This window comes from Loktanella sp. Alg231-35 (assembly GCF_900143545.1).
In the GTDB taxonomy this organism is placed as follows: Bacteria; Pseudomonadota; Alphaproteobacteria; order Rhodobacterales; family Rhodobacteraceae; genus Yoonia.
The window spans coordinates 187,864-213,504 of record NZ_FREV01000002.1 but is presented as its reverse complement, the minus strand read 5'-3'; the positions used below and the strand labels follow the sequence as shown (position 1 = coordinate 213,504).

At 56.1% G+C, this 25,641-nt stretch carries 23 protein-coding genes; 11 read left to right on the top strand and 12 right to left on the bottom strand.

Annotation, left to right across the window (positions count from 1 at the left end):
- Window positions 1-13: 13 nt before the first annotated feature.
- The 4 genes from DHN10_RS04640 to DHN10_RS04625 are packed head-to-tail and all read right to left on the bottom strand — an operon-like array spanning window position 14 to window position 2,179.
- Window positions 14-454, bottom strand: a complete 441-nt coding sequence (locus DHN10_RS04640) for a molybdenum cofactor biosynthesis protein MoaE (RefSeq protein ID WP_108814085.1) — start codon at window positions 452-454, stop codon at window positions 14-16.
- Entirely contained in the window at window positions 454-699 is a 246-nt protein-coding gene (gene moaD, locus DHN10_RS04635) for a molybdopterin converting factor subunit 1 (RefSeq protein WP_108814084.1), read from the bottom strand. The genes DHN10_RS04640 and moaD overlap by 1 nt, the downstream gene beginning before the upstream one ends.
- Entirely contained in the window at window positions 696-1,364 is a 669-nt protein-coding gene (gene pgsA, locus DHN10_RS04630; RefSeq protein WP_108814083.1) for a CDP-diacylglycerol--glycerol-3-phosphate 3-phosphatidyltransferase, read from the bottom strand. Before pgsA ends, moaD begins: the two co-directional genes overlap by 4 nt.
- Before the next feature lie 56 nt (window positions 1,365-1,420).
- Entirely contained in the window at window positions 1,421-2,179 is a 759-nt protein-coding gene (locus DHN10_RS04625) for an HpcH/HpaI aldolase family protein (RefSeq protein ID WP_108814082.1), read from the bottom strand.
- A 509-nt stretch (window positions 2,180-2,688) separates the two neighbouring features.
- Between DHN10_RS04625 and DHN10_RS04620 the strand changes: the two genes are divergently transcribed.
- On the top strand, window positions 2,689-3,525 hold the full coding sequence (locus DHN10_RS04620; protein WP_159086917.1) for a hypothetical protein: 837 nt from the start codon (window positions 2,689-2,691) through the stop codon (window positions 3,523-3,525).
- A 14-nt stretch (window positions 3,526-3,539) separates the two neighbouring features.
- On the opposite strand, the gene uvrC is transcribed toward DHN10_RS04620, so the two are convergent.
- The 6 genes from uvrC to DHN10_RS04595 form a co-directional block, all read right to left on the bottom strand.
- Window positions 3,540-5,408 carry an excinuclease ABC subunit UvrC gene (gene uvrC / locus DHN10_RS04615; RefSeq protein WP_108814080.1) on the bottom strand — a complete coding sequence of 623 codons (1,869 nt, stop codon included), beginning with the start codon at window positions 5,406-5,408 and terminating at the stop codon, window positions 3,540-3,542.
- A gap of 285 nt (window positions 5,409-5,693) precedes the next feature.
- A complete protein-coding gene (locus DHN10_RS04610) occupies window positions 5,694-6,470 on the bottom strand; it encodes an SDR family oxidoreductase (protein WP_234417064.1) in 777 nt (258 codons plus the stop codon).
- A complete protein-coding gene (locus tag DHN10_RS19655; protein WP_159086916.1) occupies window positions 6,467-6,634 on the bottom strand; it encodes a hypothetical protein in 168 nt (55 codons plus the stop codon). The genes DHN10_RS04610 and DHN10_RS19655 overlap by 4 nt, the downstream gene beginning before the upstream one ends.
- Entirely contained in the window at window positions 6,631-7,425 is a 795-nt protein-coding gene (locus DHN10_RS04605) for a S49 family peptidase (protein WP_108814078.1), read from the bottom strand. Before DHN10_RS04605 ends, DHN10_RS19655 begins: the two co-directional genes overlap by 4 nt.
- Window positions 7,426-7,463: 38 nt before the next feature.
- Window positions 7,464-8,225, bottom strand: a complete 762-nt coding sequence (locus DHN10_RS04600) for an ABC transporter permease (RefSeq protein ID WP_108814077.1) — start codon at window positions 8,223-8,225, stop codon at window positions 7,464-7,466.
- Window positions 8,222-9,148 (bottom strand): ABC transporter ATP-binding protein, encoded by a 927-nt coding sequence (locus DHN10_RS04595; RefSeq protein ID WP_108814076.1) that lies wholly within the window; start codon window positions 9,146-9,148, stop codon window positions 8,222-8,224. Before DHN10_RS04595 ends, DHN10_RS04600 begins: the two co-directional genes overlap by 4 nt.
- A 541-nt stretch (window positions 9,149-9,689) precedes the next feature.
- Between DHN10_RS04595 and DHN10_RS04590 the strand changes: the two genes are divergently transcribed.
- The 9 genes from DHN10_RS04590 to DHN10_RS04550 all read left to right on the top strand — a co-directional run bounded on the left by DHN10_RS04590 (window position 9,690) and on the right by DHN10_RS04550 (window position 20,648).
- Complete coding sequence (locus DHN10_RS04590) at window positions 9,690-11,978, top strand: serine/threonine-protein kinase (RefSeq protein ID WP_108814075.1); 2,289 nt, start codon at window positions 9,690-9,692, stop codon at window positions 11,976-11,978.
- A 58-nt stretch (window positions 11,979-12,036) separates the two neighbouring features.
- The gene (locus DHN10_RS04585; protein ID WP_108814074.1) at window positions 12,037-12,891 is read left to right on the top strand and encodes an FHA domain-containing protein; all 855 of its coding nucleotides are present in this window, start codon (window positions 12,037-12,039) and stop codon (window positions 12,889-12,891) included.
- On the top strand, window positions 12,875-13,903 hold the full coding sequence (locus tag DHN10_RS04580; protein ID WP_108814073.1) for a PP2C family protein-serine/threonine phosphatase: 1,029 nt from the start codon (window positions 12,875-12,877) through the stop codon (window positions 13,901-13,903). The genes DHN10_RS04585 and DHN10_RS04580 overlap by 17 nt, the downstream gene beginning before the upstream one ends.
- On the top strand, window positions 13,903-15,384 hold the full coding sequence (locus DHN10_RS04575; RefSeq protein ID WP_108814072.1) for a hypothetical protein: 1,482 nt from the start codon (window positions 13,903-13,905) through the stop codon (window positions 15,382-15,384). Before DHN10_RS04580 ends, DHN10_RS04575 begins: the two co-directional genes overlap by 1 nt.
- Window positions 15,385-15,541: 157 nt before the next feature.
- Complete coding sequence (locus DHN10_RS04570) at window positions 15,542-17,635, top strand: dynamin family protein (RefSeq protein ID WP_108814071.1); 2,094 nt, start codon at window positions 15,542-15,544, stop codon at window positions 17,633-17,635.
- Window positions 17,632-18,504 carry a dynamin family protein gene (locus DHN10_RS04565; protein ID WP_108814070.1) on the top strand — a complete coding sequence of 291 codons (873 nt, stop codon included), beginning with the start codon at window positions 17,632-17,634 and terminating at the stop codon, window positions 18,502-18,504. The genes DHN10_RS04570 and DHN10_RS04565 overlap by 4 nt, the downstream gene beginning before the upstream one ends.
- A gap of 133 nt (window positions 18,505-18,637) precedes the next feature.
- Window positions 18,638-18,949, top strand: a complete 312-nt coding sequence (locus tag DHN10_RS04560) for a hypothetical protein (protein ID WP_234417015.1) — start codon at window positions 18,638-18,640, stop codon at window positions 18,947-18,949.
- A gap of 29 nt (window positions 18,950-18,978) precedes the next feature.
- Window positions 18,979-19,737: a hypothetical protein gene (locus DHN10_RS04555; protein WP_108814068.1), complete on the top strand. Its 759-nt coding sequence runs from the start codon at window positions 18,979-18,981 to the stop codon at window positions 19,735-19,737.
- Window positions 19,738-19,763: 26 nt separating this feature from the next.
- Window positions 19,764-20,648: an alpha/beta fold hydrolase gene (locus DHN10_RS04550; protein ID WP_234417013.1), complete on the top strand. Its 885-nt coding sequence runs from the start codon at window positions 19,764-19,766 to the stop codon at window positions 20,646-20,648.
- Between the two features lie 19 nt (window positions 20,649-20,667).
- On the opposite strand, the gene DHN10_RS04545 is transcribed toward DHN10_RS04550, so the two are convergent.
- On the bottom strand, window positions 20,668-22,224 hold the full coding sequence (locus DHN10_RS04545; RefSeq protein ID WP_234417011.1) for a trimethylamine methyltransferase family protein: 1,557 nt from the start codon (window positions 22,222-22,224) through the stop codon (window positions 20,668-20,670).
- Window positions 22,225-22,319: 95 nt separating this feature from the next.
- On the opposite strand from DHN10_RS04545, the gene DHN10_RS04540 reads away from it, so the two are divergent.
- Window positions 22,320-23,186 carry a LysR family transcriptional regulator gene (locus DHN10_RS04540; protein ID WP_234417009.1) on the top strand — a complete coding sequence of 289 codons (867 nt, stop codon included), beginning with the start codon at window positions 22,320-22,322 and terminating at the stop codon, window positions 23,184-23,186.
- Here the strand turns inward: DHN10_RS04540 and DHN10_RS04535 are convergent.
- Window positions 23,183-25,576, bottom strand: a complete 2,394-nt coding sequence (locus DHN10_RS04535; protein WP_108814065.1) for a glycogen/starch/alpha-glucan phosphorylase — start codon at window positions 25,574-25,576, stop codon at window positions 23,183-23,185. The two genes, DHN10_RS04540 and DHN10_RS04535, sit on opposite strands and share 4 nt — an antisense overlap.
- Window positions 25,577-25,641 lie beyond the last annotated feature (65 nt).

Here is a 25,641-nt window from a genome sequence, read left to right as displayed (position 1 = left end):
GGCGCGGGGCAACTTACCAGCGCTTGAGCGCGTCTTCGTCAGCATCCTTAGCCGCGACCCATGTCTCGGCCTGCTCGGTCACTTCTTTTTTCCAGAAAGGCGCGCGGGATTTGAGGTAGTCCATCAGGAAATCCGCAGCAGCAAAGGCCGCCGCCCGATGCGCCGCTGCCGTTGCCACCATCATAATTGGCGCGCCCACTGCAAGCGGACCGTAGCGGTGGATCACTAGAACATCGGCCAAATCCCAACGCTTCTTGGCTTCGTCCACAATGGTCTTGATCGCCTTTTCGGTCATGCCGGGATAATGCTCGATCAGCATTTCGCGCAGGTTGCCTTGCGTGTCGCGCACCACCCCTGTGAAACTGACCACCGCACCGATGTCGCCACATCCTTGGGCAAAGCAATTTAGCTCTGCACCCGCATCAAAGTGATCTGACTGCACACGGACTGTCATTAGCCACCTGTCATCGGTGGAAAGAACGCAACTTCGCGGACACCCGCGAGAGGGGCATCAAAATCCGATAGTTCCTGATCCAGCGCTACTCTCAGGGCGGTTGTGTCGGAAAACGCGGCGTCATAGCGCGCCTCTCTGGCGCGCAGTTCCGCTATCAGATCTTTGACGGTCACGGCATCTGTTTCCACGGTTTCTTGCGGAATGCCAATACGTTCCCGGACCCAAGCAAAGTAGATCACATTCATGTCGGTTTGTCCGTCAGGTAAGGGCGCGATTTACTGAAGTAGTCCCAGCCCGTCACGATAGTGAGCAAGGCCGCGATCCACAACATGATGATACCGCCCCACCAACTGATAACCATGCCCTGGTACTTCCAATAGAGGCCGAGCTCATCAGGGCCTTCGCCCGAAATTGCGTCCTCGACCATTTCCGAAGTCATAGCGAGCGATTGCATGCCAAAGTAATGCTCAAACGCGCCAGTCGCAAAAAGCATCGAGATCGCGACCATCTGTGCGGTCGTTTTCCATTTCGCAAGGTTGGTCACCTTAAGCGTCCCGGCGGTATCGCCAAGAAACTCGCGCAGGCCAGAAACAAAGACCTCGCGGAAAATAATCAACGTCGCCGGCAGCAGAATCCAGGGGTTCATGCCGGAAAAGCCGGTGATGACGACCAGCGCAATAATGACCATTGCCTTGTCGGCAATCGGGTCAAGCATCGCACCCAGTTTGCTTTCTTGTTTCCAAGCTCGTGCAAGATAGCCGTCGAGGAAATCAGTAAAAGCCGCGACGACGAAAAGCACCAGCGCGAACCAATCCGCCCAGGGCCGCGCAAAATATAGAAACATCACAACAACACCGGGTGCTGCGGCCAACCGCAGAATGGTGAGGATATTGGGCAAATTCAGCGTCATGACAGAAGGTTTAACGGCTTGTGTCGGCAGTGGAAAGCGCGATGCGGGTCACCGGATCATTTCTTACCAAGCCACGCTTGCGCCTCGGCCGTTTTTGCCTTGAGCCACAACAGATCAAATCCACAGATCACACGATAGCCGCGCGCAATGAGCCCATCGGCCTGCGCCTCTGACAGGGCCACATTGCCCAGCGGGATGCCCGCGCTTGCCGCAGCCTTCTCGACCTTGGCGATTGCTGCTTGAAAATCTGGGTGCTCGAATTGACCAGAGATGCCCAAATCTGTTGACAGATCGAATTGCGCAGGGACCAGCAGATCAATGCCGGGTACGGTTGCGATTTCTTCTATATTGTCGATTGCATCTGCTGTTTCGACCAAAAGGATACAGGTCAGGGTGCCGTCAACGGCATCCTTATAGTCAAGCAGCGAGACACCTGCGCCGGAATGGGCAACAAAAGGACCGAATCCCCGGTTGCCCAGAGGTGGGTAACGCAAGGCCGCAACAGCTGCGCGCGCGTCATCCGCGGTACGGATCATCGGAAAGCAAATACCCTGCGCGCCCAGATCAAGCACCCGCTTAACCTGAACAGGATCATTCTCAGCAACCCGGACAATGGGCGCGCAATTGGTGCCTTGCGTTGCGGCGATCATCGCATGGGCGCTGCCATAATCCACCGCACCATGCTCCATATCGATGATGACTGCATCTGCACCCGCGGCCGCCAAGGCTTGTGTCACCGTTGCCGATGGGATCGTGCAAACATGCGCCGACAGCAGAGCGTCCGTTTCGTTTAAGCGTAGCTTGAGATTTATCACGGTATGCCCCCTGAAATGCCGCCAAGTAGGCGGTCAGGTCGCTATGGTGTCAACCATTCTCGTGAAAGAAGTCACAGACGTTTGCGCCAGAAATTTCTGACTTCGCCCTGCGTCTGCGGACGTCCGTCGCACTCAAGCATCGCTACCCATCTCGTACTAGAATTGGGTGGTTGAATAGCGCACGAGCGCTATAATCGGACAGCGGTTCTGAACTGCAATGTGCGATTACAAAATTGATTCGACTGTGAAAAGAAATCTGAAATGCTGAAATTCATCCGCAAAAAACCAACAAGATCGGCGCAAAGATACGCAAACGAGCAAAGCGCCTTGTCGAAGCTAAGCAACTTGAGGCGCTGATAAGCACGCCGCAGCCGGAGACACCTACGGCCACTGTAATCTTCGCTGGCCTTTCAAAAAACAAGTTCGCGCATGGTGGAAAGGTCACGGCTTACCGCTTTTTGCCGACATTCTGCGATGGCCTTCGGGACCATGGGTATGGAACCGTGTTTGTGACAACGCCCAGCGCGCTGCAAAGGGCAATCCAAAACGCGCAAAAGTCTATCGTTGTTATGATCTATCGCGAGGTTGGATTCATTCCAGAACAGCCGGGATTGGATGATATCCTTGATATGGCGGATCTTGTCTGCCATCCCCCAGAAATAGGCCGGATTATCAGCGACAAGCGTCGTGCCAACGCGTTTTTTTCCGAACGCAACGTGCCGATGCCAAAGCTGTTTGAAACAAGTACCGCAACCGAAGCTGTCTTTTCCAATGACAACAATGATTCCGGTGCGGCCGTCTACACGGTATCAACTGGCGCGGACCTTAGCCCCGACCGATATAACACCAGCCTGATCGACACACGCGCCGAATATGAAGGTGAGCAGTACTACATCTCTGTTCGTTTGATGTGCGTCGGCGCAACCATTACACATACAGTGATGAGAGCGCGGCCTGTGTCGGAAGGCAGCCCATGTGTTCATAGCAAAAACACCCCAGTAGATAGTCACCTTCTGAATGACTTTTTTCGGCGATTTGTTATACAAAACATGGACCGACTGCAGAATATTGCGGATGGCGTGGTCGCGGCGATTGGCCCCGGATTCTATTCTCATGACATACTACTGGACACAAATTCCGGGGAAATCTTCATGGCCGAAACAGGCTTTAAGTTTAACAATTTGGCCTATCGGAATTTGATGGACGAGGTTATTGACGATCTGGAGTTCTTGGCCGGGTTCAAGGAAGTTGAAGATATTGCCCGACGGAGTGTCGGCCCATTTCTGCAAATGATTGACACTGCGCAGAAAAGGAATCGTAGGCTAGATGCAGACCCGAGGCGCTGACCGGGGTGCCCAGGCTACCCATTCTCGTGAAAGAAATCATAGACCGTTTGCGCCAGCTTCGCTGACACGCCGTCCACTGCTTTGAGATCTGCCAGATTTGCCCGCGCGACAGCTTTGGCGGAACCGAAATGCGCCAATAGCGCGCGTTTGCGGGTGGCCCCGACGCCAGGCACATCATCCAGAGGTGTTGCGCCAATAGCCTTAGATCGTTTGGCCCGGTGCGTGCCAATGGCAAAGCGGTGGACCTCGTCCCGCATCCGCTGGATGAAATAGAGCACAGGGTCGTTGTGCCGCAGCGCCATCACCGGCTTGCCCGTGCGGTGGAACTCTTCTTTGCCTGCGTCGCGGTCTTCGCCCTTGGCCACGCCAACCATTGGGATATCGCTGACGCCAAGATCGTCCATGATTTCGCGCACAGCACTCACCTGCCCTTGCCCCCCATCAATCAGCAGCAGATCAGGCCATGTGCCTTGCGTGCGCTCGGGGTCTTCTTTCAGCAGGCGTTGGAAGCGGCGGGTCAGGACCTCTTTCATCATGCCAAAGTCATCGCCGGGGGTAAGGGTTGCGTCCTTGATATTGAACTTGCGGTACTGGTTTTTGTCGAAACCATCAGGCCCGGCCACAACCATGGCCCCAACGGCATGGGCGCCTTGAATGTGCGAGTTGTCATAGACCTCGATCCGCTGCGGCACCTCGTCCAGTTCAAACGCCTCTCCCACACCCTTGAGCAACCGCGCTTGGGTGGCCGTTTCCGACATCTTACGCGCAAGGCTTTCGCGAGCGTTGCGCAGGGCGGAATGGACCAGCTCCGCCTTTTCACCACGTTGGGGCACGATGATCTCGACCTTGCGCGCGGCCTTTTCAGCCAAGGCCTGCGCCATCAGATCGTCATTGTCCAAACCATGCGACAAGATCAGCATCTTTGGCGGCTCGCGGTTGGAATAGAACTGGCCAACGAAGGCTTCCATCACCTCGGACGCATCTTCGTCACCCGAGATACGCGGATAGTAGTCGTGGTTGCCCCAGTTCTGGTTGGCGCGGATAAAGAATACCTGCACGCACGCTTGGCCACCGTCGGTATGCAGGGCAATCACATCAGCCTCTGGCGTGCTTTGCGGATTGATGCCTTGCGCCGATTGCACCTGCGTCAGCGCCTTGATCCGATCGCGCAGGGCAGCGGCACGCTCGAACTCCATCTCGGCGCTTGCGGCCTGCATCTGATTGGCGAGCGCTTCCTGAATACCTTTGGTCCGGCCTTGCAGGAATTTCTGCGCGTCCTGCACAGAGGCTGCGTAGTCCTCCGCCGAGATCAACCCGCAGCAAGGACCAGAGCACCGCTTGATCTGATATTGCAGACATGGTCGCGTCCGCGTTTCAAAATCGCTGTCAGTGCAGTTGCGCAGCAGAAACACACGCTGCAACTGGTTCAGCGTGCGGTTGACCGCGCCCGCCCCAGCAAAGGGGCCGTAGTAATCGCCCTTCTGCTTCTTTGCGCCGCGATGCTTCTTGATCATCGGAAAGGAGTGATCCTTGGTGACCAGAATATTGGGGAATGATTTGTCGTCGCGCAGCAGGACGTTGTAACGCGGTTTGAGTTGTTTGATCAGGTTCTGTTCAAGCAACAGCGCCTCTGTCTCGGTCCGGGTAGTCAGGAACATCATACTGGCAGTTTCGCGGATCATCCGTGTAATCCGCGGCGAATGCTGGCCAGGGCGCGCATAGTTCGACACGCGCGCCTTGAGGTTTCGCGCCTTACCAACGTAGAGCACACGACTATCCGCATCGAGCATCCGGTAAACACCCGGCGACGCGTCCAGCGTCCGCAAGTATCCCTGGATCACGTCGTATCCAGACTTGGTTGGTGGGGTTTGCGAGACTGTCATGAGATTTTTCTGTGATTCTTCATTGGCTGCAATGGTAACGCGGCTAGGACAAGAGAAAAGGCATCCACGGTTTCTGTGGATAACTCCGTGGGCAAATCCCCACGAGCGTGATTTTTCCGTTGTATTTGGCAGGTTTCCACGAATTGCCTAAAAAATAGGCAGTTTTGTAAATAATTGATAATCAACAATATTTTTATTGATATATGCTTAAAGCATTGAAAAATAGGCGCTTTGTGACAGTTTCGTGAATGCATGAGCTAGGCCGTGTACAACTTGCTGCGGCTGCTACTCCACGCCAAGGACATCCGGGGTCTCCCATGCGAGGTGTTGACCGCCATCAACGGCCAGCATTTGACCTGTCACACCGGGTGCATCAAGGAAGTATCCCAAGGCTGCGGTGATATCCGCAGGGTTTGCACCGCGCTTGAGGATCGTTGCAGCCCGCTGTCTGTCAAAGTGACTCTTGCTTTGTCTGTGGCCCTGCAAGGTTGGCCCCGGCCCGATACCATTGACCCGGACCTTTGGCGCCAACGCCTGTGCCGTTGTGCGGGTCATCGTCCAGAGACCCATCTTGGCGATGGTGTAGCTCATGAATTCGGGGGTCAGTTTGTGGATGCGCTGATCCAGCATGTTGACGATGAGCCCCTGCGCCACCGGCTCGCCCATGTCATCAATCACCGGATCAGGCACTTGTGCTGCAAAATTCTGCGTCAGGACGAAAGGCGCGCGCAGATTGGATTCCATATGCCGGTCCCAGCTTTGGCGACTGGCGCTCTCAAGGCTGTCATATTCAAAGATTGACGCGTTGTTCACCAAACATGTCAGCGGACCGCCCAGCGCATCTGCCGCACTGTCGACCAAAGCCTGAGTAGCATCTTCGTCCAACAGGTCCGCCTGCAAGGCGACGCCGGAACGACCCAACGCTTCGAGCCCAGCCACAGTATCCCGCGCGCCTGCCTCAGAACCTGCGTAGTGTATAGCCACATCATAACCGCGTTGCCCCAGATAGAGCGCCATCGCCTGACCAAGCCGCGCGCCTGCACCTGTCACCAGCGCCCTCATTTGCGAGGTTTCTCGCATTGGCATGGTCCTTTGCCGATGCGATAGCGCAGGCATTTGGGGCATTTGGCCTGCGCCAGACGTTCTTGACCCGGAAACCGCCATTTGCCGAACATCGCCAGCACCAGCATGAAAGCCAGAAAGAAAAAGATGGCTTTGATGATCAAAGACCGAACCTCGCAAAAGCTGCGCGTTCTTCGATGCCCGCGACGGCATCATCCACAATCTGCGCGCCGAAACAAGCCAGCAGGGGTTTTTTCTGACCGTAGCGGCGGAATTGCACTTTGTCGCCAAAGCGGTCTTTCATCACGGGCGCCAAGTGGCCGATACCGTCAACAAGCCCCTCATCAATTCCCTTCTGACCGATATAGACTTCGCCGGTGAACAGGTCAGGATTGTCAGACAGCTTTGTTCCGCGCCGCGATTTCACATAGTCGATGAAGGTCGCGTGCAGGTCTTCCAGCCAGCCTTTGAGTTTTTTCACATCCGCAGGCTTTTCGGGTTTGAACGGATCCATCATCGACTTCGATTTGCCAGCGGTATGCACCCGGCGCTGCACACCGAGTTTTTCAATCGCGTCCTGCGCGCCGAAACCCGCACTGATCACACCGATTGAACCCGTGATGGAACAGCTGTCGATGAAAATCTCATCCGCAGCACAGGCCAGCCAATAGCCACCAGAGGCCGCGACATCTTCGACAAAGGCGAAGACCGGGATCTTTTTCTCATCCGCCAGCCGCCGGATACGCGAGGCGATCAGCGACGACTGCACTGGCGAACCACCGGGGCAGTTGATCTCAAGCGCGACGGCAGAGGGTTTGCCCTTGGAGAAGGCTTTTTCAATGACCGGTCCAAGGCTGGGATTGTCCAGCCCGCGTCCGGAATTGGCGATAGCCCCCTGCAGCCGAATGACGGCGACAAAAGGATCTGATTTCATGAAGGGGATAAATCTTTTCATATCTGAGTATTTAGACTTTCATTGTTCCCGCACAAGTCTCACTGCCTGATCCGCCAGCCGGTACGGAAAATCCACCAGATGAAGGCAAGGCACGCGCCGGTAAACAGCGCAATGGCTAAGAGTGAGACACCTATGCTGACATCAGCAGTGCCGAAGAACGACCAGCGGAACCCGCTGATCAGATAAACCACCGGATTGAACAGCGTCACCTTCTGCCAGATCGGAGGCAACATGGTGATCGAATAAAACGACCCACCCAGGAAAACGAGCGGTGTGATCACCAGCAATGGGATCAGTTGTAGTTGTTCGAAATTGCCCGCCCAGATGCCGATGATAAAGCCCAGTAGGGCAAAGCTGACACAGGTCAGCACGAGGAATGCAATCATCGCCAACGGGTGCGCAATCTGGATATCGACAAAGAAGAAAGCCGTCACAAGAATGATCACCCCGATGAACAGCGCCTTGGTCGCAGCTGCACCAACGTAACCTGCGACAATCTCAAGAAAGCTGACAGGTGCCGACAGCAACTCATAGATCGTCCCGATGAATTTTGGGAAGTAGATGCCAAAGCTTGCGTTCGCGGTTGCCTGCGTCATCACAGACAGCATGATCAACCCCGGCACAATGAACGCGCCATAGCTGACGTCTTCAACCGTTTCGATGCGGCTGCCGATGGCGGCGCCGAAGACGACAAAGTAGAGCGAGGTCGACAGTACAGGCGAGATAAAGCTTTGCGTCAGGGTGCGGAAGAAGCGCTTCATCTCGAAGACATAGATGGTCAGGACGGCGTTCAGGTTCATGCTGTTTCCTTTACGAGGCCGACAAAGATATCCTCAAGGCTGCTTTGTTGGGTCTGGATGTCTGTCATCTGCAACCCCGCCTTTTGCAAATCATTCAGCAGCGTTGTGATCCCGGTCCGCTCGCCGGTGCTGTCGTAGGAATAGGTGATGCTCAGGCCATCTTCAGCGCGGACAAGATCGTAGTTGCCAAGTGCCGCCGGGATTTCGGCGGCAGGTGTGGCCAGCTCGATGCGCAACTGCTTCTTGCCCATCTGCGCCATCAGGTCTGCTTTGTCCTGTACCAACAGAATCTCACCCTTGTTGATAACGCCAACGCGATCAGCGATGGCTTCCGCCTCTTCGATATAGTGGGTCGTCAGGATGATCGTGACGCCAGAGGCCTTCAGGTCCGCCACCACGTCCCACATGTCTTTACGCAACTCGACGTCCACACCAGCGGTCGGTTCATCAAGGAACAGCACTCGCGGTTCATGGGCCAGCGCTTTGGCGATCAGCACCCGGCGTTTCATACCGCCCGACAGCGTCATGACCTTGTTGTTCTTCTTATCGGCCAACGAAAGCTGCCCCAACAGTTTCTCAACAAAGGCATCGTCGCGCGACTTGCCAAACAGTCCGCGCGAAAAGCTGACGGTGTTCATCACCGTCTCAAACGGTTCAAGGTTGATCTCTTGTGGGACCAACCCGATCAGCGCGCGGGCCGCGCGAAAATCAGTGATCGTGTCATGCCCGCCTACGGTGATGCTACCCGACGTGGGCAATGTGATCCCGCAGATGGTTGAGATCAATGTCGTTTTGCCCGCACCATTTGGCCCCAGCAGAGCGAGGATTTCACCCTCCTCGATATCAAGGTTGACTGACTTGAGCGCCTCAAACCCACCGGCGTATGCCTTGCGCAGATTTTGGACAGATACGATTGTGGACATGGGATGACCTTTATTTGGTCAGACGAACCTAGTGTGGCGATGCCGGAAGGAAAAGGGTGCGCAGTCAGGCTGCTGACATTGGAGGGCAGAAATCCGTCAGGGGAGCCTATGCAACAGTATGAGACATTCCGTAGCACTGATGCTGCATCTGCAACATTCCCGCGGCTATACTCAACGGATCGAATCGGGTGAAAAGACTCAACAAAGCGTGACACCCGTGCCTGACAAATGTGCAAAGCACAGACAAAACCCGGACCAAACCGGGAGAGAGCATGAGAAGAGCGTATGTTTCCAAGTCATTTTTTTTCGAACACACCATCGACATAGAAATGGTGAGTTTTCAGTTAAAATAGGGGTGAATCGGCGAAAACTTGCCGGTCACTGTTTCAAATGCGGGCTGTAATGACCGCGAAATACGTCGATTAAGAACCACGAAACAACAAGTTAGCGTCACTTTTTGGCCTAATTTGAGTGAGACCTAAAAATAGCGGCCAATAGGTGAGTCTTATTGGCCATGGGATGTTGAGAGCTGGATGTAAGAATGGCGAAGGCGCAAGAAAAAGAGAACTCTGACGACAAGGACAACTTTGTCGATGAACTGAAGCCCGGCACCAAGTTGATGCACGGCCAGTACACCATCGAGAGCTTCCTGAATGCTGGCGGGTTCGGCATTACCTATCTGGCCCATGACAGCCTTGATCGGAAGATCGTCATCAAAGAGTGTTTCCCCGGCGCTTTCTGCCGTCGCAGCCGCTACGTGGTGCAAGCCCGTTCGCGTGCGCACCAGAATGAGTTGAAGTCAATTGTCCGTCTGTTCGTGCAAGAGGCCCGTAGCCTGGCAAAGCTGGATCACCCCAATATCGTTGGCGTCCATCAGGTATTTGAGGACAACGACACAGCTTATATGGCGCTCGACTTTGTTGAAGGTCGCGACCTGCTTGATACAATCGAAGATCCCAACCACGGTCTGACACCGGTACAGATCAAATCGATCCTCAAGGAAGTTCTGGGCGCTGTTGGCTTTATCCACGACCAGGGCATCCTGCACCGCGACATTTCGCCCGACAACATTCTGATCAACAAGGAATTCCACCCTGTTCTGATCGATTTTGGTGCTGCCCGCGAAGAAGCGACGAAGCAAAGCCGTGTCCTTTCCGCACTGCGCGTTGTCAAAGACGGCTATTCGCCACAGGAATTCTACATTGCCGGGTCAGAGCAAAGCCCAAGCAGTGACCTTTATGCACTGGGTGCATCGTTCTACCACCTGATTTCCGGCGATGTGCCACCAAACTCGCAAGCTCGCCTGGCCGCTATCGCCTCTGGTGAAGCCGATCCATATGAGCCGCTTTCAGGTCGCTTCGCTGACTATGAGAACGATTTCCTCGCCGCTATGGACAAGGCGCTTGCCGTTCTGCCAAAGAACCGCGTTCAATCCGCCAAAGAGTGGGTTGCAATGATTGACGGGGCGCAAGGCAATGTTACTCCGCTGAAGGTTGCCACCGCTGCTGCTGTTGAAACAGCCGCAGCACCTGCCGCCGCTGCCCCGGCCACTGCGTCCGAGCAGAAGTCGAAAATGCCTATTCTGCTTGGCTCTGCTGCGGCTGTTGCTCTGCTGGTTGGCGTTGGCGTATTTGTCATGGGCGGTGGCGAAGAAGCCGCTCCTGTGGTTGAGCAGGCTGCAACGCCTGTTGTTGAGACACCGGCACCTGAAACAACCGTCGTCGAAACGCCAGAAGCACCAGTTGTTGCTGAAACACCTGCGGACCCAGTTGTGGCCGAAACGCCTGCGGAGCCTGAGGTTGTTGAAGTGCCCGAGAATTCGTTTGTGGCAGTGCTGCCCGCTGAGGAAGAAATCGTAGCAGCTGCCCCAGAGGTCGCTGTCGAACCACCTGCGGCCCCTGCTGAAACACAGGCCGAAACTGATCCGGTTGCAGAAACTCCGGCTGTTGTTGAAGGCCCTGAAATTGCGGATGCGCCGACACCTGTTGTGCGCCCATCCGCACGCCCTGAAAGCGTAGAGCTGGCAACCGTTCCAGCGCCAGAACCGCTGCCAGAGCCGGTCGAAACACCGCGCCCTGCGGCGACAGAGCCTGTTGCGAACGCTGAATTCCCTGATCAGACGGCAAATCGTCCTGTCGCTGATGCCGACACTGCAGCGATGACCCTGCCCGCTACGCCAAACACAGTGGCCGAAATTGGCGCAGGTCCAGAGGTTGAGATCGCGGCTGTTACACCAGGCAATGAAATCCTCCCCGAAGTCAGCGATGTTTCCGCCGACTGGACTGTGCAACTGCCATTTGTTGCGGCAGGCCAGCAATCCAACATTATTGCCGAGGCTGGACCTGTCTCCCCTATCTGGGTTGAACCCGGCCTGGTGATTACCGGCGTGAACGGGATCTCCGTTGACGCAATTGCAGATATTGCGGACGTACTGCGCGCTCAAACTCCTGCTGAAGAACTGTCACCGACTGTCAGCGTGACATTCGACACGCTGAACCCATCATCTGGCGAAACAGCGCAGCATGCATGGTTCCTTCCTGTCATTCAGGAAGTTGCCCTGACCGATGGTACGGAATTTGAAACGGTCTTTGCTGGTTCTGGCTGGTTGACCAAGGTTGCATCTTTGCCAAGCGAGCAAGAAGGCGGCCTGCGCATTGGTGACGTGATCACATCATACATCCCAACAGGCGAAACAGTGGATGAACGTGATACACTTATGACGATCCTCGACCGTGAAATCGGTGGAGGGACAGAGCAGTTTATGTTCGCGGTTCAACGCGAAGGCAGCCTGTGGGTTGCATCATTCGCCTATGAGGGCGCGGCAGAGTAAATTCGCAGGCGGTTTGTGTAAGCATCCCGACAGCGACGTAATTTGGAAGGTTGGTAAGATGAAATTCATTCGTGATCTGCTCGGAAAGAAGCGCAACGAGCCCGCAAAACGGCGCGCGCAAGGCGTTGAATCCCTTGAGCAATCCTACCGAGAGACCATCGGATCCATGGTCAGTGAGGCCGACGCCGCAAATGCTGATCTGGCAGATGTGACCGATCGGGTCAAATCCGAGGTACGCGTTGTTGAGGTCGAAGAACCCAAGAGCGCACCAGCACAGCCTGCCGTAAACATTTGGGATCTTGAAGACGATGATGTGGCGCCCGCGGCTGCAACGCCTGCACCGGCACCTGCTGCACCAGTGGTGGAAGCCCCCGCAGTACCTACACCTGCGTCCGCAGCGGCATCCGCCGCCGCGTCACGCTCGCCTGCCCGGTCGCGCCGCACAAAGACCCGATTGATCGGCTTTGATAAATCCGACGGCGAGGTTGTTGATCTGTTCAATGACGCGCCGAAAGCAGCCCCCACCAAAAGCGTAAAGTTTCCTGTTGGCTGGATTGTTGTGGCTGATGGCCCAGGCCGCGGTGAGAGTTTTTCGTTGATGTCAGGCATGTCACAGATTGGACGTGGCGAGGATCAGGCCGTGCAGCTTGATTTTGGCGACAACTCCATTTCACGCATGAACCATGCGGCAATCGTTTACGACGAAGACAGCAAGGAATTCCTGCTGGGCCATGGTGGTAAATCAAATATCGTGCGCTTGAACAACAAGCCCTTGATCAGCAATGAAACGCTGAAAACAGGCGACGTGATCCGTATCGGTGAAACAACGCTTCGCTTTATTGGATTGTGTGGAAAATCATTTAATTGGACCGACGGCGCTGCCGGGGAGGACGAAGATGTGGCGATCGCCTGAACCTCGTTTTGATGTAGCCTCGGCTATTTGCCAAGGCGGACGAGACTACCAAGAAGACGCAATTGTTGCTGACTTCCCCTTTGGGGCGGATAGTGGGGTCGTCGTTCTTGCTGACGGTATGGGCGGCCATGCCGCAGGTGATGTGGCGAGTAAGATCGTCGTGACCGAAGTCTTTAGTGAGCTGAAGTTTGAAAGTGCAAACTTTGGTGACTTTGAAGGCGAAATCCCACAGTATCTGACAACCGCCGCACGCAACGCCAACGAAGTTGTGCGTGATCACGTCAAGCGGCACCCCGATACACGCGGCATGGGTGCAACCCTTGTTTCGCTCGTGTTGGTGGAAAACCGCATGTACTGGATGTCGATTGGTGACAGCCCGCTGTACCATTTCCGTGGCGGCAAGATGAAGCAACTCAATGAGGACCATTCGATGGCTCCTCAGATTGATTTCATGGTGCAATCGGGCCTTCTGGATGAAGAGGCCGGGCGCAACCACCCAGATCGCAACTGTCTTACTTCGGTGATTCTAGGTGATCGCGTTGCAAAATCGGATTGCCCAAAGACACCATTTGAACTTCAGGTTGGTGATATCGTCGTCGTCTCAAGCGATGGCTTGCAATATCTGGAAGAAGCGCAGATCCAGAAGATCCTGCAACGCTACCGCCGCAAGAAGGCAGCAGAGATTGCAGGACATCTTCTTGAAGCGATTGAGGCTCTGGCCGATCCTGATCAGGACAACTGCACGTTCTCTGTCATCAAACTAAACCACAACAAGCCGGTTATCCGCGCCATCCGCGCCAAGCCTGTCGGCCATGTGGACAGCCACACAGCAACCATCACCCGCGTTGTTGAACTTGATGGAGTAGAAAAGGTTGCCGCCAAGGCGGACACCCCCGCGATCAAGGAAGTGCGCCCGATCAAGACCGTCAAAGTCACCGGAAATAAACCAGACAGCACACAGGAGGTTGAAGCGGCAGAGCCGCCGGCTAAACTCGCCGCCGGAGGTAAGTAATGTCGAATCAATCACTGGGGAACCGGGTCCAGGCCGAATTGAAGTTGGCCGTGGAAAGCGGCCTGCTTCCAGATGATGTTCATGGAAAAGCGGAAACGCTTTTGGCGCGCCTGCAAAAGCCGGTGCGCCTTGCCATTATGGGCATGCCAAAGTCGGGAAAGTCGGCTGTTCTGAACCTTTTGGTGGGCAGTGACGTGCTGCTCGAAGGGCTTTCCCTGCCAACGATGCAGCTTTCTCATGGTGAGACGCCCAGCGCGACCTGCACCTTGCCCGATGGCAGCAAACAAGTTGTTGCGGGTGCGGATCCCCATGCCATCGCCGCGCTGACGCCGGTTTTTGTGGATATGCAACTGCCGCTGCCCGCCTTGGCCAAGATCACCGTGCTCGAGGTCGTGGCCCCTGATGATCCCACCGCTGTCCATAAAGCCAGCCAATGGGCTGCCAAACGCAGTGATGTGGCTCTTTGGTGCACCCAAGGCTTTGGCGATGTTGAGCGCGGTATCTGGGCCGCTATGCCAGATACGCTGAAGGATCATGCGTTCCTGATGATCACAAAGGCCGATGAGCTGCAGGATGAGGGTGTTCTCGACGCCACAGTGGCCTCTGTGCAGTCAATGGCGAAGGATGAATTCAATCAAATCCTGCCCATCGCCACGTTGAGCGCAATTGCCTCAAGACAGGCAGATGGCAGCGTCAACAAAGACAAAATGCGCGGAAGCGGCGGGCTTGCACTGATCTCGGCCGTATTGAAACAGGTTGAGATGGGCCGACAATCCGTCGTTGATATGGCCGATGTACTCTTGCACCAACACGCTGACGACTTGGCTGCACTGAAAACTGCAGAAAAAACGCCCGAACCCATACCAGAACCCGCCAGCGCACCAGAGGAAGAAACGCTGGCGCCGCCTGAACCAGAAGCTGCAGCACCTGCGCCAGAACCGGCCGCAGAACCAAAGCCAGAGCCGGCGCCAACCCCAGAATCGGTTGCCCCGCCACAAGACCGTGCAACGCCGGGTGAGAGCCCGGCCATGACCCGTTTGCGAGCCATCGCCGAGAAGAAAACTGCGGCCAAGCAAGCGGCAACCGATCCTGAGCCGGAACCAGCCCCCGCCGCACCTGCTGCTGCTCCAGCCCCGGTGCAAGTCATTCTCTCTGACGCGACCCGCGATGCCTACGAGCATGTTGTCGCTTACCTTGAGGAACAAGGCGATGTGTTGGCGCAGACCATTGAAACCAGCGGCAAAAACGCCCCATCTGCGATCATGGCGCTGACAGTTGAGCAAATTCAATGGCTTACAGACTATCTTAATGAGAATGGTGACGACTCGGACCCGTCCTTGCTAAGGGCTCGCGACACTGCATTTGATGCCGCCGATATGGTTCAGCTGATGCAGATGGAAAAACGCGACAGCGCAGCCCTTGAAGCCGTGAGCTTAATGCTCCAAATAAAGAAAGAGTTGCAGGCAGACCTCGCCGCCTGAGTGGCGCAGCAGGTGCAATGTTGTTGTAAATAGTGTCACTTTTTTGCCCCTTGGGTCTGTTTCCGTTATGGCAATAAAACAGTGTTATGCTCGTGATTTGGCGGCGAGCCGAACACCTGATAAGGGTGGTTCGGATAGGAATTGAGGACGGACAAGAATGAAGATGGAAGAGCTGGCGAAAGGGGACGGTTATAAAGTCCCGGCAGCACACCACCCGTTCATGCGACTTGGCCTGGAAAAACTTGAAGGTTTCCATGACGATGCGACCGATCTGGAAGCGACGCTTGCCGACGTCGTGAAGCTTGGCGGCCAGGATGCCGAAAAGAAATCAACAAAACTTATCAAGCAGTTACGCACATTTGAACCTAGCATCACGATGATCGGACAGATCAAGGCAGGTAAGACCTCGCTGGTGAATGCGATGGTGGGCCGGCCTGAACTGCTGCCCGCTGACGTCAATCCGTGGACCTCTGTGGTTACTTCTTTGCACCTCAACACGCCACTGGCCGAGGATGCCCCGACCGCGAGTTTCCAGTTTTTCAGCCAAGGCGAATGGGATCACCTTGTTGAGAATGGCGGGCGAATCGGTGAGCTTTCTGCGCGTGCCGGCGCTGACGATGAGCTTGAAAAAGTCCGACAGCAAATCAACGAGATGCGCGACAAAACCAAAATGCGTCTTGGCCGCAAGTTTGAGTTGTTGCTGGGCCAAAAACACAACTACGCCGACCTGACCGATGATCTGGTGCAGCGTTATGTCTGCATGGGCGACGATTTTGAGGACCTCGAAGAAGAGGACCAGCAGGGTCGCTTTGCCGATATTACAAAGTCCGCTGATCTGTATCTAGAGGCGAAGGCCGTTCCGATGCCGTTGTGTATCCGTGACACACCCGGTGTGAACGATACCTTCATGATGCGCGAACAGATCACCATCAATGCGCTGCGCGACAGCCGCAACTGTGTGGTGGTTCTGTCGGCCCACCAGGCGCTTAGCTCCATGGATATGGGTCTGATCCGCCTGATCTCGAACGTGAAGGCGCGCGAAGTCATCATTTTCGTGAACCGGATCGACGAGTTGTCGAACCCAGCAGAGCAAGTCCCGGAAATCCGCGACAGCATTCTGCAGACGCTGGCTGACAACAATGGCCCCGAAAACCCCGAAGTGATCTTTGGCAGCGCTTATTGGGCCAATATCGCCCTTGGCGAAGACATGGATGATATCGTCGATGACAGCGCCGAGGCCATGTTCAACTGGGCCGAAGTCGCGCTGAGCGCCGAAACAGCGACGATGGAAACCAATGAAATGGTTTGGCATTTGTCTGGCATGCCGCAGCTTTACCGTGCGATATCAGAACGGATTTCCGAAGGCCCCGGCGCAGAGATTCTGTCTGCGTCACGTAAGCGCGCATTGAACCTTGTTGGCGGCGTGCGTGCATCCAACGCCGTGGTGACAATGCGTCTTGACGGCGACACGCTTGAGATGATGCCCCCGGCCGAGTTGGGCGAGCATCTTGCAAAGCTGGAAACAGAAAACCTCAAGTTCCTCAACGATCGGTTGGATATTGTGTTCCAGCAATTTGGATCGCGCGTTGACCAGTCGCACAAACGTTTCCTTGATCGCGCGCTGGAATCGCTGCTGCAACACCTGGAAAGCAACGGTGAAGACGAGATTTGGCAATATAGCCCGGATGGCCTGCGCATGCTGTTGCGCACCAGCTATCAGGTGATGCGCCGCAACGTGACATCGACCTGCCAGCAAGCCTATGGCGCAACTGCGGCTGATTTGGCTGAGACTTATCGCGCCGCCTTTGGCGTTGCTGTCGAAAACTTCACCATTACGCCACCCGCCGCACCTGAAATCCCTGCACCTGTTTCATTGGGTCAGACTATCGCGCTCGACCTGCAGTCATCCTGGTGGAAGGGCTGGTGGAAGCGCCGCAAAGGCTATCGCGCCTTTGCCAGCGGGTTCTATGACCTGATCGAAGCTGAAACAGCGCCGATTGTCGATGAGCTGAAAATTCGCCAGGCCGAAGATATCCGCGCCAAAGCCGTGCATGAATTGCAGGAATTCATCACCGATCAACGCGCACTTTTGGGCGATATCAGCACCAAGACAGAAATTGACATGGATGACCTCGAAAGCATTTTCGGGATCAAGGCCCAGCAAGAGCGGGACGAATTGTTCGACTACATCTTCGATGAACTCAGCGACAACGCAGCCATCGAAGACGCATCCGAAGGACAGGCTGAATGACCGACGAAAGCGCCGCAGCGCCCCGCAAGCCCCGCGTTGCCCTGATGGGGGAATTTAGCGCTGGCAAAAGTACCCTGTCCAACCTGCTGATGGGCGCGCGTCCTTTGCCCGAAAAGGTCACAGCGACGCGTCTGTCACCGGTTTGGATTTCGATGGGCACCGGCGATCCATACCGGATTGATGTTGATGGCACGGCTGAACCTGTGTCGCTCGAAAACCTTGAAGACATCCCGGTTCAGGAAACCCGCGTCATCCGTCTTTTCATGGAATGCGATATTCTTGAGGTCTGCGACCTGATCGACTTTCCCGGCATTTCGGATCCCAATATGTCGTCAGAGGTGTGGGAACGGATGCTGACTGAGGTCGACGCTGTGATCTGGTGTACCCACGCCACCCAAGCCTGGCGACAGTCAGAGGCGGCGGTCTGGGAAACGATGCCCGATGCCGTGCGCGAAAACTCGATCCTGCTGATCACTCGCTACGACAAGCTGATCACGGACCGGGACCGTTTGCGCGTGCTCAAGCGCGTCAACCGCGAAACGAAAGGGCAGTTTGGCGCGGTGTTCCCAGTGTCGTTGCTCAAGGCTATTCAGGCGGGCGAAGACTATGACCTGTGGGACGCCAGCGGCGCGGGCCCGTTCACGCAACACCTGATCGACACTATCGACGTATTGACCAAACTGGCCGCACGCACAGAACTGCCGCTGTATAATTATGGAAATGACACGGCAATTCCCGAAGCTGTGGTTGCCCCTGTTGTGCCGCGCCGCGTGCAGCGCAATGCAGAGGGCAACGAAAGACCTGCGCGACCAACAACGCCAGAAGGTGCCCAAACGGACGCCTCGGGCAGGATCATTCGCACTTCTTAACCGGGTGTACGCTACAGTCGTGTTTTACAGCCCTTGCGAATTGGCGTAATGGTTTCATCAGTAGCAGAAAAGTAGGCCGCAGATGGTTGTTGATGAGTTGGACGCATTGCGAGATGCTAATCAGGGCTGTGAAATGCTGGCTTTTGCAGATTTGTCGACCCAGATGATTCTGGTGACTGATACCGCTGCAAATGCCCCGCGCGAAACGCTTGATCGGTTGTGCAATGAAGCGGTGATGATGCTTGGTGCTGGTCGCAAAGTGGTTTTGGGTGAAGAACCCAGCACAACCGCTCTTGTGGCCAATTCAAAAGGGGTGCGCGTGTTCTTGCGTGCAGCAGATGAACCAAATGACGTTCTTTGCTGTGTTTGCGCACCCGAACTCGACGTGGAAGCATTTGTCGCTGACGCTCGGGAAAGATTGAACCGCATCAGCAGTGGTGCCTAAAAGACGAAGACGAAGCTGGAACAAACTGAATGAGCGACCTTGCCGAACTGGCGCAAAAAATCTCGGCTCTTGCAGCAAAAGACACGGTTTTTGAGACCGGCGCGCGGGTGATTTCAACTGGCGGCGAGCCGAGCCCAATCGTTGCGATCCTCAATGAAATCGATGACACCATTCTGGAACGTGATCTTGAAATCCAGGCTGATGGCGCAATCGTCAATTTGATCGTCTCGGGCCGGCGTCTGCGTGGTATCGCGGCTGCATCATCGGGCGCGGACGATGTTGTGGGGCATGTCCTGTCCCGCGAAGAACCCGATATGGTTGCCGCCGCATTCGTGCTGCTTTCTGAGTTGTGCGGTCGGGCCCAACGGTTGACCGTCCGCTATCTGGCGCCACAACCATTTGGCAAAGGCGGCGAACGGGGTATCTCTGCCAAAGGGTTGGCCGCGCTTTGGAAGATTGATCTTGATGAGGTCCCCAAACCTCCGATGGAGCGGTTCCTGAGCACCAATCGCAGCGCCGCTATCGCCATGATCCATATGACCGATGGTGAGATGCAATCGAGCGCGGGCGATGTAACCGCCCTGCAATCCATTTTGGACACGCAGTTGGCCGATTTCCGCGGTTTGCAAACTCTTGGTGGTGGTGCGCAGTTGATCTGCCTCGAAGGCGCACTGTCCGATGGTTCGGCCGCTGCCTTGGCTATTCACGAAGACGACGTCGCCCTGATTGCCTATCAGCCCGACCACCTGGGTGCATTGCACGCGTCCTGGCGCGCCATATTGGGCTGATGCATCCCGCGGCGCACTCTGCTCCGATGGCGCCACACTTCTTTGCGGGGTTTGAAGAGCGGGTCTTTCACACGCCGAACGGCCCGGTCTTTTATCGCATCGGCGGCAATGGGCCACCGCTAGTCTTGTTGCATGGCTACCCGCAAACCTCTGCTATGTGGCATGCCACTGCGCCAGAACTGGCAAAGACTTATCAAGTGATCTGCCCCGATTTGCGCGGCTATGGCAGATCGCTCAAGCCAAAGACTGATGCTGCACATGCCCCCTATTCCAAACGTGCCATGGCGGGTGACATCATCGCGCTGATGGATCATCTGGGCCATGATCGCTTTAGGATCGGCGCGCATGATCGCGGCGGGCGTGTCGCACACCGTTTGGCGGCTGATCATCCAGAGAGGGTGACCTCTCTTTCTGTTCTGGATATCGCCCCCACCCGCGAAATGTACCGCGAGGCGAAAAGCGACTTTGCCCATGCCTATTGGCATTGGTATTGGCTGACGCTGCCGCACCCATTCCCCGAAACGATGATTGGTGCGGATCCTGCGTTTTTCTGGCTCAGCAAATGCGGGGCAGGCAGCGCGGGACTGTCGCCCTTTGTCCAACCGGCGCTCGACGAATACCTAACCGCCTTTTCAAAGCCGGACGCCATCCATGGTGCCTGCGAAGACTACCGTGCCGCCGCGACAATCGACATCGCCCATGACCATGCTGAGACGGCAAAACTACAGATGCCTTTGCTTGCGCTGTGGGGTTCGAATGGGGTGATTGCCGCGCATTTCGACTGCCTTGCACTGTGGCGTGAACGGGCTGCACATGTTGAAGGTCGCGCCTTGCAAGGCGGGCACTATCTGGCCGAAGAAAACCCCGATGCAGTGCTGGCGGCGTGGCTTGCGTTCTTTGCGGCAAACTAGGGTCGCCAGCACTACTCCGTCACTTGAAGTAGATTTTGTAATCCTCGCGGATCGCCGCATCAAAGCCCGGATCAAAGGTGATCTTGGCATTCTTGAGAATCTCATTCTTGCGCTCAATCGCCTTGTCGATCAGCAACGGACGGTCCGCCTCGTTCCATTCCTTGGGGCTCATCCGGTTGCCAAGTGTTGGATAGACATATTCGGTTTGCATCAGTTGGAGCGTTTGATCCGACCCTAAGTAATGACCGGGTCCATCCAGGCAAACGGCCTTCATCGCCTCAATTGATGTGCTGTCCTCGGTCACATCGATCCCGCGCACGGTGCGCAACACCTGCCCGATGATATCATCGCCCAAAACAAGCGACTCTAGGCAAAAGCCCAACAGTGAGGCGTGCATCCCGGCGGCCTCGTAGACCATATTCAGCCCTGACAATCCCGCCAGAACATTGGTGATGCCCTGTTCCCATCCGGCCTGCATGTCAGGCAGCTTGGAATCAGAAATCCCACCAGCGGCGCCACCCGGCAGATTGTAGAAGCGGTGCATCTGGGCGCATCCCGCAGTAAGCAACGCCTGTTCTGCCGACCCGCCTGACATCGCTCCGGTCCGCAGATCAGATACAAACGGCCATGTGCCAAAGACCGCCGTGTGCCCCGGCGCGATGGCGTTAACGTAGACGACACCGGCCAGGCACTCTGCAACCGCCTGTACGATGGTCAGGGCGATAGGCGCAGGTGCCGTAGCACCCGCCTGCCCGGCCGACAAAAGCAGCACTGGCATACCCGCACGAATGCAGGCCTCCATCACAAGGCAACTTTCTTCGGCGAATTTCATTGGTGGAACGACAAAGCAGTTCGAATTCGACATGAAGGGGCGCGCGCGCCACGCCTCTTCGCCGCCTGCGATGCGGTGCAGCATATCGATCCCCGACGGCACGTTTTCCGGTTCACTGAATGACGTGCCGATATGCTTGGTTGTGCCGGCACAGCTGGCATAGATCGTGTTCAGGTCCAGCTCGCGGCTATCGGCCACATCGCGCGCGACCATCGCGCGTTGGAAAAAATGAATGTTGTCGAGCGTCTGTGTGATCCGTGCGGCATCGTGCAGGTCTTGCGCAGTGCTGTCGCGATAGATGTTGGTTTCCAGATCAACCACATGCACAGCGGCGCCCGCCGTGCCGAAATGCACGTTTGATCCGGTAAGGTGCAGGTCATATTTTTCGTCGCGTCCGCAAAGCGTAATGTCACGCGCCGCCTTGGCCAACATGTCTTCGACCAGCGCGCGGGGGAACCGCAGGCGCCCGTCATCACCAAGGATCGCCCCGGCTTTCGTCATCGCCTCAATGCCCGATGGCGGGGCCTGTGACAGCCCGATTTGTTCCAGCGCATCAAGGGCCGCGTGGTGAATGCGCAGCACATCCGCATCGGACAGGGGTTTATACTGCCCACCGGGCAGGCCGGGCCGAATGGGTCGCAGGTCTTCGGCCAAAGGTGCGTTGCGCAAGGCAACCCTTGCCGCGCGCCCACCGCTGCGTCGTTGTTTCGGCTTTTCCTCGATCATCGCTGAACCCTCCTGCATATGCTCAGTATTGATCCGTGTCGGCATCGCTTCAATCAGGCAGGCCGCTTATTATTGATCGCGATTTCCGATTAGTGCAAAGTATTGCGATGCAGATGGAATTGATCGAAACTTTCCTCGACCTGTGCGAAACACGGAGTTTTAACCAGACGGCAGAGCGTCTGGAGGTTACACAATCGACGGTTTCTGGCCGAATCCGATCGTTGGAAACAACGATGGGCGTACGCCTTTTTCAACGCTCACGGTCTGGCACGGCACTCACGACAGAAGGTTTGCGGTTTGAACCGCACGCCCGCAGTCTACGCCACAACTGGGTGACCGCACTCAATGCCACGCGCGATTCAGCGATTGTCGGTGTGACGATGCGTGTCGGCCTACAGCATGATTTGGTGAGCCTCGCAATCGACAGGTTGATTAGCCAGTTTCGTGGCGCCATGCCTGATACAGCGTTTCTGTTCGAAGCGGATTACTCCGAACAAATGTGTGTTGATTTGATGTCTGGCGCGCAAGATGTGGCTGTATTGTATACCCCTAAAACACAACCCGATCTTCATTTTGAAACGCTGGGTGAGGTCAGCTATGTCATGGTGTCGACCAACAGCACCCGCCTAAGCGACGTCGACCCAGACACCTATATCCTTGCAAATTATGCCCCTGCCTTTTCGGCGAACCACGCGGCGTTACTCCCACAGCTTGCCAATGTTTCGCTTTCCATCGGGCAGAACGCGGCGATGGTGGATTTGCTGACGTCTTTGTCAGGCACGGCCTATGTGCTGCGACATTCCGCACAGACGCTGGTTGATGCTGGTACATGCAGGCATGTCGCCGATGCCCCGGTGATCGCACAGCCGGTCTTTGTCGGGCTCAACCTGCGTAACCGGCACCGCGCGGCCTATCGCAAACTGGTCAGCATTCTGCGCGCCCACTACGGAAACCGCAGCGGGCCCCGGCGTGGCCGTTAGAGTAAACTCTGCGTATGCCAGATGTCGTTCATATAGCCCTTGATCGTCCGATCAGAGGAAAAGAACCCTGACCCTGCGATGTTGCGCAACACCATCTGATCCCAGCGGGTGGTATCGCGGTAGGCGACATCAACCTGTTTTTGGCATTGCAAATAGGCATCGAAATCAGAGGTCACCAGAAACGGATCATGGTTCCAGGTATGGTCAACCAGACCATGATAGCGCGATGGATCTTCGGGGCTGAATCGTCCCTCTGCGATCATCTGCAAAACATCCTGCAATGGTTTGCTGGCCAGGATCGCGCTGCGTGCGTGGCCGGGGTTTGCGCCTCTTGCGGCGGCTTGCTGCGCGGTCATACCAAATAGGAAGAAGTTTTCTGCGCCGACGTGCTCAAGAATTTCCACGTTGGCCCCGTCAAGCGTGCCGATGGTCAGCGCACCATTCATGGTCAGCTTCATATTCCCTGTGCCCGACGCCTCTTTACCAGCGGTCGATATCTGCTCAGACAGATCAGCCGCCGGGATCAACCGCTGTGCCATGGAGACGTTATAGTTGGCCGGATAGACAATCTGTAACAGGTGCGCCGTCGCTGGATCGTTGTTCACGACGTTCGCCACATCATTGATCAGTCTGATGACATCCTTGGCCGTGAAATACCCCGGCGCGGCCTTGCCCCCAAAAATCTTAACCCGTGGTGTCCAGTTTGCATCCGGGTTGCTGCGGATGGCGCTCCAGCGTGCAATCGTCTCGAAGATATTCATCAACTGACGTTTGTATTCGTGGATGCGTTTGACCTGCACATCGAACATCGCATCTGGATTGATGATCTGGCCGGTCGTGTTTTGTAACCATGTGGCAAAGGCCTGTTTGTTTGCTGTCTTGGCGGCACGGATATCGCCATGCAATCCTGCATCCTCGGCGTGATCGACCAACGCGCTAAGCCGCCCCAAATCGCTTTCCCAGCCAGATCCAATCCGGTCGGTGATGACGCGAGACAACGCAGGGTTTGACAGCCGCATCCAACGGCGGGGCGTAACCCCGTTGGTTTGGTTCAGTATGCGCCCCGGATAAAGCATGTGCAGATCGGCAAAAACGGTATCTTTCATCAATTCCGTGTGCAGCGCCGAGACCCCGTTCACATGCTGCGCCATGACAAAGGCCAGCGTGCCCATCAGCACCTGATCCTGCCACACGATCCGTAGATGTGGCGCACAGCCAGTCGCCTGCGCATGTTCGGCATCAATCCGTTCGATAATCTGCATATGGCGCGGCAGCACCCGCCCCATCAGCCAAGTCGACCACCGTTCCAGTGCTTCAGGCAAAAGCGTGTGGTTGGTGTAGTTCAGCGTCCGCCCCGCAATGTCGCGCGCGCGCGCCCAATCCAGCCCATGCACATCGACCAATAGCCGGATCAGCTCTGGCCCGGCCAGCGCTGGGTGGGTGTCGTTCATCTGGATCGCTACCTTTTCAGGCAGCAACGATAGGTCATCATATTCCGACAGGAAGCGACGCAGGATATCCTGCAAAGCAGCAGAGGTCAGAAAGAATTCCTGTTTGAGACGCAATTCCTTCCCGCTATCCGTCGTATCTTCTGGGTAGAGCACCCGCGACAACGTCCGCGCGAGCGCCTCTGGTGCGGCGGCGGCGGTGTGGTCGCCCGAGTTGAAACGCTCCAGATCGAACAATTCTGTGGGATGCGCACCCCACAGGCGCAAGGTATTGGACCACCGCCCCTGCCAACCAACAACTGGGGTGTCATAGGCGCGGGCATGAACCGTTTCTGCCGGGTGCCAGACGCTCTGCCCATCTTCATCGGTCACATAGCCGTTGAAAGGGATGGTATAGCTGGCCTCTGGCCGTTCGAATTCCCACGGGTGAGGTTGGTTCAGCCAATCTTCTGGAGATTCAACCTGTTGCCCGCCCGAAAACCGCTGGCGGAAGAGCCCGTGTTCGTAGCGGATGCCATAGCCATGTGCGGGGCAGCCCAGGGTGGACAGGCTTTCCAGAAAACAGGCCGCCAACCGCCCCAATCCACCGTTGCCCAGCGCCGCGTCAGGTTCATCCGCGATCACATCATCCAGGGCGATGCCATCCTCGGCAAGCACCGCCTTAATCTGATCATGCAGTCCAAGGTTCACAACCGCATCATCCAGAATGCGGCCGATCAGAAACTCCATCGACAGGTAGTAGACACGCTTGCCCTTCGCCTCATAGGTCTTACGGGTGGCTGCAAACCAGCTGTCCACAATCAGATCGCGCACGGCATAGCTGACCGCCATACGCCAATCAAAATGGCTGGCGTGGCCTTTGTCTTTGCCGATCGTATAGGTCAGATGCCGCTGGATTTGGTCGCGCAGGGCATCTGCAGCAATTGGTGTGACAGCGTTCATATGGCTTTTCTTTCTCGGGGCGGGTTTGGCCCTGAACTGTTGCCATTCCTGAGAGGACTTGAAAA